The following is a 10176-nucleotide window of genomic DNA, read 5'->3' as shown; positions in this document are numbered from 1 at the left end:
CTATTAGACAGAACGGTTATGAAATCAGTGTGTGCAAGCAAGCGGGCGTTTCAGAATCTATCGCCATGAGGCGCATGACCGCGGTTTCTCCCTATCCGCACTGGCATTACTTTGATGCTTACAACCCCGGAAAGCTGAAAGCGGTGTACCGAGGAAACGGGATTCCTTTGCCCTGGGGTAATATGCGAATGGTTGAAGACCCTTGTCAGCATTGGTCTGTGTTCAGAATGGTTTCAAATGAAGATAAGTTGAACGATGACCGAACTGTCGCTCAAATTTCCATTTTGATGCAGAACGATGTGCCTCATATTTACTGTTGTGAGTCTCAAAAGGTGACGGATCTCGCCGGAAACCCTCACGTGCTATGTACGGGGGTTGATCTTAACCCAGCAATTGATGCGCAGGGACATGATTCTGTTGCAGTGGCTACTCTGTTAAAAGAAGCGTGCGTTCAGAACGGTGGCACCGCAGTAATCCCATTGAAGGTACGTAAGCTTCTAATGACGGTGGCGAGAATTCTGAATATTAACTGGGTAGAACGGGGAATAGATAATCGGGCGAGGCTGATTTGCTCACGCGGCGCTGTTTGCCCTCGGGTTCCTAAATGCTACAGCAACGAGGATTCCTGTTTAGAGCAGTTCTGAATGAGCGCCAGTAAATCCATATTGAAAGAGCGCCAAAAGGCGCTCTACTCTTTATGATTTTTTAGCCAAGGCTACTTGATGGTATTGGTTGGCTTTGGTTTACGACGCTTTGGCTTGTTAAAAGGTTTGCCGCCCTCTTTTGAAGGTGCGCCTTTCTTAACTGCATCTTTTTTGGTTCCGTTCGCTTTGCCGTTTGCACCTTTTCCATTTTCATCTTTTCCACGACGCCCTGCTGCACCATTTCTTGGATTAGGCTTGCGTTTTGGTTTAAAAGGCTTCTTACCCGTTTCATCTGTGTTGTTCGGGTTAGCACTTCCTTCTGGTGCAAATTTCTTTTTCTTCTTAGGCTTTTTCGGTTTAACTGGTCGAGTGTCCAGCTTAGATTCTGGAAGTGCGTGAACTGGCGTGTAACCTTCCACTGTTTCACGAGGAATAAGCTTCTGAATCAAACGCTCAATCGCAAACAGCTCTTTGGCTTCATCGGCACAAACTAATGAATACGCTTTGCCGGACTCGCCTGCACGACCTGTACGACCAATACGGTGAACGTAATCTTCTGGCACGTGCGGCAGTTCAAAGTTAACAACCTGAGGTAATTGAGGAATATCTAACCCACGAGCGGCGATGTCGGTTGCTACTAACGCTCTAACCTGCCCGGTTTTGAAGTGCTCCAGAGCTTTGATTCGTGCGCCCTGACTTTTGTTGCCGTGAATTGCGGCAGCAGAAACATTCTCGCTTTCCAGGAATCGGCTTAGTCGGTTCGCACCATGTTTGGTTTTCGAGAAAATGAGTACCTGAGACCAGTCGTTTTCTTTAATTAGCTTGGCAAGAATGGACGGCTTCTTCTTTTTGTCGACGTTGTACAGGTACTGCTCGACGGTTTTTGCAGTCGCATTAGGTGGGCTAACTGAGATTTGTTCTGGGTTATGAACCAAGCCTTTAGCCAAAGCGCGAATATCATCAGAAAACGTAGCCGAGAACAATAGGTTCTGACGCTTCTCTGGCAGCAAAGCCAAAATCTTTTTGATGTCGCGAATAAAGCCCATGTCTAACATGCGATCCGCTTCATCTAGTACCAGCACTTCTAGCTGTGAAAACTTCACTGCGTTTTGCTGGTAAAGATCGAGTAATCGACCTGGTGTTGCGACCAGTACATCTGAACCTTTACGCAGTTTCATCATCTGTGGGTTAATTTTAACGCCACCAAATACCACGTTTGAATTCACGTTCAGATACTTGCCATATTTCACCACGCTGCCGTTAACCTGTGCAGCCAACTCTCGGGTCGGAGTAAGAACCAGAGCCCTTACGTGGTTACTTTTCGCACTTTTACCACCAGCCAAACGCTGCAGCAAAGGCAATGTGAAGCCTGCAGTTTTTCCTGTTCCGGTTTGTGCGGCTGCCATCACGTCTCTTCCTTGAATCACTGGAGGAATGGCTTGTGCCTGAATTGGTGACGGGGTTTCATACCCCAATTCCTCAATTGCTCTTAGAAGTTCTGGTGACAGCCCCAAAGAGGAAAAACTCATAATATTGTACTCGTTAGAATGATGGCACTGAGTGCCCAAAAAGGGCGCTATTCTCAGGGTTTAACGCTTTTAAAGCAACAACAGTTTTGTATTTATTCGTGTAACTATATCTATTTTACTTGCTTATGTTTCTGAACTTCGTATTCATCTTTCATTCATAGATCTTTCCTTATTATCAATTTCAACAATAAAGAGGGAGACAAAATGAAAAGATTCTTAGTTTCTATCGCATCCATAGTAGTGGGATTAATTACGCTGTTCACCGGTCTGTTTATGGCGGTATTCATTGGCATTGCCGCATTGATTATGGGCAAGAGAATGGAACGCAAAATGGCAAAAGAAGGTTTTACACCAAGACGAGCTGCTGTCATAGAAGGAGAATATGATGACATCACAAGCAAGTAAGCGAACACGTATTAAGCAGGCATTACGCAAACAAAGTGTATTTGTGTTTTATTTGGCGGCATTAGCCACAACTATTGTACTGACTTACCCTGAGTCGGATCACAAAAACAAAGATTCACAACTGGCTCCTGAACCTCAAATTGAATTGCAGCAAGTAAATTTTGAGTTCAGCGATTTAAAAAGCCGTAACGAAGGACAAATATTCTCCATTTAACGGCGGCAAGGCGAAATTGCCGCCAACTTCATCACAACTACCAATGTAACAACCTGATAAAAAATCAATATTGTGTGACACCAATCGTTTACGTCGCAAAATAAGCCTCTTCAAATGTAAATATTTTGTTGTATTTCCATTTGATAATTCCCGGATTCTAAGAAACTTTAATCCATTAAGTCTCTCATTCATCGCACTTCACACCACTATTAATTTTACTAGCAGAATAAGCCACTCAACTTTACACTCTTCACGCAAAATAATAACAAACACCCTACAAAATACGATTCCCTAATCCAGCTTATGATTGAGCCGTGAGGCTGTATCTAAGCTAAAAAACGTGAAAAGGTCCAAAGTAAAGATGAGTCCAGAAAAATACCTTCTAGACTGGCAAACCAGCCAAACTAACGCTGAATCCATCTCCCCTCTTCTTGGTCAGCTTTATCGTCAAAAAGGCGTAGAAGTGTTGTTGTTCGGAAGACCTCTGATCAACGCATCTACCATTGATATTGTTAAAGCTCACCGTTTAGCCCGACGTTATGTCGGAGATGATCTTTCTCCAGCTCAAACACTGCCCGTTTTAAAGCAACTCAACGAGATGTCCCTATCCCCTTGCCGAGTTGACATTGGTCAGTTAGCCCATGGCTATTGGCAAAACAATGAAGATGAAAGCAACCTTAACGATTACCTTGCTACTGCATTGGTACAACCGCTAAACGGCGAACCAATGACAGAACCACGTGACGTTGTTTTATACGGTTTCGGGCGAATTGGTCGCCTTCTGACTCGCCTATTGGTCGAGAAAAGTGGTCCTGGTTACCCACTAAGATTGCGCGCTATTGTGGTTCGTGGTGGTAAAAAAGGCGACTTAGAAAAACGCGCAAGCCTGCTACGCCGTGATTCTGTGCACGGACAGTTTAATGGCAGCATCATTATCGATGAAGAACGTAAGGCACTTATCGCTAACGGAAATTACATCCAGTTTATTTATGCGAATAGCCCGGAAGAAGTCGATTACACTCAGTACGGAATCCAAAACGCTCTGATTGTCGACAACACAGGTGTTTGGCGCGATGCGGAAGGTCTTGGTCAACATGTTGCTTGCGCAGGTGCATCCAAAGTGCTACTAACCGCTCCGGGCAAAGGCGACATTAAAAACATTGTATTTGGTGTTAATGAAAGCATGATTCAGCCAGAAGACAACATTGTGTCTGCTGCGAGCTGTACCACCAATGCGATTACACCTGTATTGAAAGCGATTAATGACAAGTATGGTGTTGATTCCGGTCATATCGAAACCGTTCACTCTTACACCAACGATCAGAACCTGATTGATAACTTCCATAAAGGCGAGCGCCGTGGACGCAGTGCTTCGCTGAACATGGTTCTGACTTCTACCGGTGCGGCGAGCGCAGTGGCTAAAGCACTACCAGAACTGGCTGGAAAGCTTTCTGGTAACTCGATTCGTGTTCCCACTCCGAATGTTTCAATGGCGGTAGCCAACTTGAATCTGAATTCTGAAGTATCCAAAGAGGAGCTGAATCAGTACCTACGCGAGATGGCACTTAACTCTCCACTGGCGGGTCAAATCGACTACACGGAATCTACAGAAGTGGTCTCCACAGACATCGTAGGCTCACGTCATCCAAGTGTTGTCGATGGCGCTGCCACTATTGCTCAGGACAATCGCTGTGTTTTGTACATTTGGTACGACAATGAATTCGGATACAGCTGCCAGGTCGTACACTGCATGGAACAGATGATGGGTGTGAGATATAAGACTTACCCTGCTATTTCTTAGCTAGAACTTATTAAGTCATTATTTTAACTATAATAGTCCCACTATTCCGCCCACGCTCCACTGGGCGGTTTTTTGTTTCTAACGGAAGATCAAATGCGGGTGTCCGTCTATGTCTACTCTTCGAATCGAGGTCTGGTAGGTTTTTGCTAACAGCTCTGGCTGCATAACATCATCTGTATTGCCAAATCCTTTCAGAGTACCGTTGTCTAACAAAAGGACTTTTGAAGCATACTGAAGGGTGCGGTTTAAATCGTGATTAGCCATTACAACCGTAATGCCAAGCTCTGATATTTGCTGAATCAATTCGTACAATAAAGCTTCTTGCCCTATATCTAAGGGCGCAGCGGGTTCATCCAGAATCAGCAATTTTCCGTATCGATTCCATTCCGGCATGATTTGAATACACATAGCAGCTAACCTGACGCGTTGCCACTCTCCACCCGACAAGGTATGGGTTTCTCGGCTCAGCTTGTCCGATATGTTCAACTGTTCCAGTAATTCGTCTAATGACTTTCCAAGATCATTCAAGGTATGACCGACGGGCACCGACAAAGATAAGAATTGAATGACGGACATGGAGAACGCTGGTCGCTCTTGCTGGGTCAGATAGGCTCGTGCTAATGCCAGTTGTTCTAGCGTAAGCGATTGGATATCTTCGCCGTCCAGCTCTACGTTTCCTTTGAAAGGCAACAAACCGGAAATTGCCGAGAGTAATGTGCTTTTCCCACTTCCATTGGGGCCAATTACATGAAGCACATCCCCCTTCTCTATCTGAAAGGAAAGAGGAAGCAATCTTGTGCCAACGGACAGTGAATTAACGTAAATCATGATTTCGTAATAGCATCCAGATAAAAAATGGTGCACCAATCGTTGTTGTTACAACACCCAGCGGTAATTCCGCCGAATCAAGAGAGATGCGTGCCAGTATGTCGGCAAAAACTAATAACCCTGCCCCTGCAATCGCAGACATTGGCAGTAGATATTTATTTTCCGTTCCAAACGCTAAACGCAGCAAGTGAGGAACCACCAAGCCAACGAAGCTGATAATGCCACCAAGGGCAACAGACATGCCCACCAGCAAAGAAACCGCAAGAATCAGACGCCAACGAAGTCTGTCTACGTTAACACCCAGCTGCTTCGCGTGTGTTTCACCAACCATGAGTTTGTCGAGCTTAGTGCCCTGAAAACAGATCCAGACAATGACGGGAATCATCAGCAGAGTTAGGGTGTGTTGATGCCAACTGGTTCCACCAATACTTCCCATCAGCCAGTACATGAGCACACGCATGCTCATGTCGTCACTGAAGTAAAACGCCCAGGTTACAACAGCGCCAGACAGAATACCCAGTGCCACGCCAACAAGCAGCAATCTTGGCGTGCTCAATTTCATGCTTCTCGCCATGCCCACGATGATCAGTGTGAAGCAAAGAGAGCCAACTATTGCAGCCAGCATTGAGACTTCTGGTGTTGGCATCACGGGTAACAGAAACAGTACGACGACCATGGCTAAACTTGCTCCCCCGGAGATACCTAACACCCCAGGTTCTGCAAGCGAGTTCCCCAGTAAAACCTGCAAACTGGCACCGGATATAGCCAGTGCAGAGCCAATCGCAAGCGCAGCGAAAAGCCTTGGCAGGCGCAGCTCAGTCAAAAGCATGTTATTGAGAGGTTCAAGGTAGTTGAACGGGGAGATAAAGACTTCACCAATAGAGAGGTAAGCCAAACTAAGAAACATGAGAGCAATTGCGCTTATCAGAAAGGAATTTTTCCAGCGTTTTTGCTTTTGTTGAAGAAGATGATTAACGTTCATATCGGCATGGTTAGTCAGTATCCCGCTACCATACCGATATCAAACCGGGTTACGCAAGTATCAATCTGGGTTATTTGATACTAACTGTTCGTTTTCAAAGCGAGTTTCTGTTTCCAATACCATGACAACGGCTCGTTGCCCGAGAGCAACTTTCGGGTTTGGGAACACAATCGCTTCACTTTGGGCTTCTGCATAAAGCAGTTCATCGCCATCAAACCCCAATAACTCTCCTTTGTCGAAACGAGTAAAGTTCGCTACGTCATCTTTAAAGGTGAAACTGAAATCCAAATGATGCTTAATAATGGTTCGGTTTACCGCATAAACCTTCATTGGTTTTGGATCTTCAGAATAAGAAGAGTGCGAAATCAGCGCTCGGGTAGCAGAATCAAATTGGCTAAGAACAGACAGATCATTTTCACCCAATTTAGACACTCGCCCAAGCTCCATTGTTAATGCCTGAGCACCATAAAAATGTCCGGTGTGCCAGCTAAAGGTACTGGTAGGTGAATTGGAAAGCAGTAAGGCTTCAATGTGCCCCGCTTCTAGGAATTCGCAAAGTGCGCGTGAGCGTACAGGGTGGTCAACATAAGGGCTAACTGCGAACGTAAAGTGCTCCGAAGCTCGGATGGCGCAATGTAGGTCCAAATGCCAGCGAACCGACTGTTCTGTACCTTCGTAAAATGCCTTTACGTGCTTCTTAAGCTTTTGAGCTATCTCGGTTTCTATCGTCTCAGGGCGTTCGGTTTCATCAAACAGGCGGTTTAAATTCTCTGTCACAAAGCGGGTATGCTGATTGGTCGCCTGAGGGTGACCGAGGATAAACAAACAACGCGCAGAAGGTTGAAAAGCATCAGAAACAATATCGTTAACCAAACGGTCAACTAACTCCATCGGCGCGGTTTCATCACCATGAATACCAGCAGAAATGATCACCTGACGAGATTCGGGCGAAGTATTTACCGGCTCCCAAAGCAGAACCCCACGATCAATCCAGTTTAACTGCCCAGAAGAAAGAGTTAAGGTTTTCGACTCAAAAGCACTGTCTGTGTCCAGTGTGTCGTAGAGAAAAGAGTGATTAAAAAACGAACCTTGCATTGTACAACTCCCTGTTCGGCTCATGGCTTGTTGCAGCAATGTTACATCTGGGTAAAGTGGAAGTACATACAATATAGAAAAGATTTAGACATAGTCACCGAATAATCAAACTGTAAGCGTCATAAACTCTAACAACTTTGAAATTCACAAAATGACTTACTATTCATGCTATTAGAATATTTAGTTTTAAAGGCAGGTAAAAAGGCTTTCGACTAACTGGTTGAAAGCCTTATCTTCAGTAGATAAAAACTACTTAAATACCTTTGGTAAAAGTACATCAGGAAAGTTCTGGAAACAGACTGGACGCAGAAAGCGACGAATGGATAACGTACCGACCGAAGTTGCACCAAAATTCGTTGAAGCCGGATAAGGTCCACCATGCACCATGGCATCAGCAACTTCTACTCCTGTAGGAAAACCATTAACCAGAATTCTACCCGCTTTTCGTTGCAACACGGGAAGCAGCTGCTCTGCCTGTATTATGTCAGCTTCTTCCATATGAATGGTACAAGTAAGCTGACCTTTGATTTTACGGGCAATGGTAAAGACTTCTGATTCGTCCTCTGCCAGAACGACCAAACCCAAGGGACCAAACACCTCTTCCTGAATGTGTTCGTTTTCAATGAAGTTCTGACCACTTGTGATATATAACCCCGGAGCTGCATTCCGTACTCCTGCTTTCGCCGCGATAATTTCTTCCACACCAGTAGATTGATTCATCGCTTTGCTTCCATCGCAATAAGCTGACGCGATACCTTCCGTTAGCATAGTTTGATCTGCAGTTTCGGCTAACTCCAACTCAGCCAGTTGGAGAAATTCTTCAACTCCTTCCGATTCTCTCACCAAGACCACAACCCCAGGATTTGTACAGAACTGTCCTGCTCCCATTGTGAGTGAAATCGCCCAACCCTGCGCCAGCTCTTTTGCTCGCGCTTTAAGTGCACCTTTGAGCACAAAAACAGGGTTTACGGAACCAAGCTCGCCAAAGAAAGGGATAGGTTCTGGTCTGGCTGCACATAAATTAAATAGCGCACGACCTCCAGCTAAAGATCCGGTAAAGCCGACTGCCTGTATATTCGGATGAGTCACCAACCGTTCACCAACACTCCGATCCCCGCCCTGAACCAAATTCAGTGTGCCAACGGGAATACCGCATCGAATGGTTGCTTTTTCCACAGCGGTCGCCACCAGCTCACTCACTCCCGGGTGAGCCGAGTGCCCTTTAACAACCACAGTGCAACCTGCTGCTAACGCGGCTGCGGTATCCCCACCAACCACAGAAAATGCCAAAGGAAAGTTTGATGCCCCAAATACAGCAACAGGACCTACAGGCATCTGAGCCATATTTAATTCTGGGCGTGGAAGTGGTTTTCTTTCAGGTAGTGCCTTATCTTTTCTGATATCCAAGTGCATACCTTCCCGGATATGCTGGGCGAATAATCTAAGTTGGCTAGTGGTTCGCCCGCGTTCCCCTATAAGCCTTGGTTCTGGAAGACCTGTTTCTAAAACTCCGATTTCAGTGATGTCATCACCTATTAGATCCAGTTCTTCGGCAATTGCATCCAAAAAGTCCGCCCGCTGGTTAGCACTAAGATGACTGTATTCTAAAAACGCCGATTCAGCCGTTTCGCAAGCTTTATCTATAAGCTCTGCAGTTCCACAATAAAACTGCTTTGGTTCTCCTTTGGTTGGAGCGGAATAAAATCGTTCTCGCCCTTCCAACCAATTTCCACCAATGTAGTGTTTTCCAGTCAATATTGTATTCATTGTTCTTTCCTTGATTTAGCACCCCTAATACAACTCGGGCTTAGCTTAGAGGCAGGTATACCCACCATCTACGTTCACTATGCTTCCCGTCATCAAGCTGGCTGCTGGCGATGCCAGAAACTGTACAACGGATGCAATTTCATCTGGGTTACCCATTCGCTTCATAGGCGTCATATCAATCCAGGTCTGTTTAAGTGCCGGATCGATGTCTACATCATTGAGCAGTGGAGTATTAATATAAGTAGGCGCAATAGCGTTCACTCTGACTCCCCTATCTGCCCACTCTACTGCTAGTGATTTTGTCAGTTGATGCACAGCGGCTTTGGATGCGTTGTAATGACATTGTGGCTGTGGCGTATTAACCACAAACCCAGACATGGAACCGATATTGATTATGGAGCCTTTACCCTGTGCCAACATCCCTTTACCAAACGCGCGGCATACTCTGAATACACCATTTAAATTCACGTTGATAAGGTTATTCCAAGAGTCATCTGCCATCTCCTCGGCCGCATAGTTATTGGCGATACCAGCGTTACAAACCAGAATATCTAAAGTGGGCAGCTTTTCGGCCAACGCTTCAATCGCAACCGTATTTGTTACATCAAGTTCAAACGCTTCAGCCTTATATCCCAACTCCCGAATGTGAGTCGTTGTCTTTTTGCTGCCTCGAACGAAAAGTCGGTGCAAAAGACTTTTGCGCCCATTTCTGCCAGAGCCTCAGCGCAAGCAGCACCGATACCACGTCCCGCACCTGTTACTAATGCTTTACTATTTTCAATACTCAGCTTATCTCGGTAACTCATCATCTGATTCTCCTTTTTCAAAAGCGAGTTAGCTCACATCGCAGAGGTTCATGATTGATTGCTCGCTCTCCCTCTTCGGCGGCCAGACGTTGCAGATTTCTGACC

General features: G+C 45.6%; 9 protein-coding genes and 1 pseudogene. 4 read left to right on the top strand and 6 right to left on the bottom strand.

Annotated elements, in window-relative coordinates; genetic code table 11:
- On the top strand, positions 1–644 hold a 644-nt coding region (locus RH89_RS08125; protein WP_038145302.1), incomplete at its 5' end, for a DUF3612 domain-containing protein.
- 71 nt (positions 645–715) lie between these two features.
- On the opposite strand, the gene RH89_RS08120 is transcribed toward RH89_RS08125, so the two are convergent.
- The gene (locus RH89_RS08120; protein ID WP_004400989.1) at positions 716–2173 is read right to left on the bottom strand and encodes a DEAD/DEAH box helicase; all 1458 of its coding nucleotides are present in this window, start codon (positions 2171–2173) and stop codon (positions 716–718) included.
- A gap of 204 nt (positions 2174–2377) precedes the next feature.
- On the opposite strand from RH89_RS08120, the gene RH89_RS08115 reads away from it, so the two are divergent.
- The 3 genes from RH89_RS08115 to RH89_RS08105 all read left to right on the top strand — a co-directional run bounded on the left by RH89_RS08115 (position 2378) and on the right by RH89_RS08105 (position 4593).
- A complete protein-coding gene (locus RH89_RS08115) occupies positions 2378–2578 on the top strand; it encodes a hypothetical protein (RefSeq protein ID WP_004400986.1) in 201 nt (66 codons plus the stop codon).
- On the top strand, positions 2556–2792 hold the full coding sequence (locus RH89_RS08110; RefSeq protein WP_022606730.1) for a hypothetical protein: 237 nt from the start codon (positions 2556–2558) through the stop codon (positions 2790–2792). The genes RH89_RS08115 and RH89_RS08110 overlap by 23 nt, the downstream gene beginning before the upstream one ends.
- 361 nt (positions 2793–3153) lie before the next feature.
- Complete coding sequence (locus RH89_RS08105) at positions 3154–4593, top strand: glyceraldehyde-3-phosphate dehydrogenase (protein ID WP_004400982.1); 1440 nt, start codon at positions 3154–3156, stop codon at positions 4591–4593.
- Between the two features lie 78 nt (positions 4594–4671).
- On the opposite strand, the gene btuD is transcribed toward RH89_RS08105, so the two are convergent.
- The 5 genes and pseudogenes from btuD to RH89_RS08080 form a co-directional block, all read right to left on the bottom strand.
- The gene (gene btuD, locus RH89_RS08100) at positions 4672–5421 is read right to left on the bottom strand and encodes a vitamin B12 ABC transporter ATP-binding protein BtuD (RefSeq protein WP_004400980.1); all 750 of its coding nucleotides are present in this window, start codon (positions 5419–5421) and stop codon (positions 4672–4674) included.
- Complete coding sequence (btuC, locus tag RH89_RS08095; protein ID WP_004400978.1) at positions 5408–6403, bottom strand: vitamin B12 ABC transporter permease BtuC; 996 nt, start codon at positions 6401–6403, stop codon at positions 5408–5410. The genes btuD and btuC overlap by 14 nt, the downstream gene beginning before the upstream one ends.
- Positions 6404–6463: 60 nt before the next feature.
- Complete coding sequence (locus tag RH89_RS08090) at positions 6464–7498, bottom strand: succinylglutamate desuccinylase (RefSeq protein ID WP_004400975.1); 1035 nt, start codon at positions 7496–7498, stop codon at positions 6464–6466.
- A 249-nt stretch (positions 7499–7747) separates the two neighbouring features.
- On the bottom strand, positions 7748–9265 hold the full coding sequence (locus tag RH89_RS08085) for an aldehyde dehydrogenase (NADP(+)) (protein WP_004400974.1): 1518 nt from the start codon (positions 9263–9265) through the stop codon (positions 7748–7750).
- A 45-nt stretch (positions 9266–9310) separates the two neighbouring features.
- Positions 9311–9972 (bottom strand): annotated as a pseudogene (locus tag RH89_RS08080) (SDR family NAD(P)-dependent oxidoreductase).
- Positions 9973–10176: the final 204 nt, after the last annotated feature.

It is taken from the genome of Vibrio nigripulchritudo ATCC 27043 (assembly GCF_000222685.1).
GTDB lineage: Bacteria > Pseudomonadota > Gammaproteobacteria > Enterobacterales > Vibrionaceae > Vibrio > Vibrio nigripulchritudo.
Note: the sequence above shows the minus strand (reverse complement) of the source record. Positions and strands in the feature narration are given on the sequence as shown.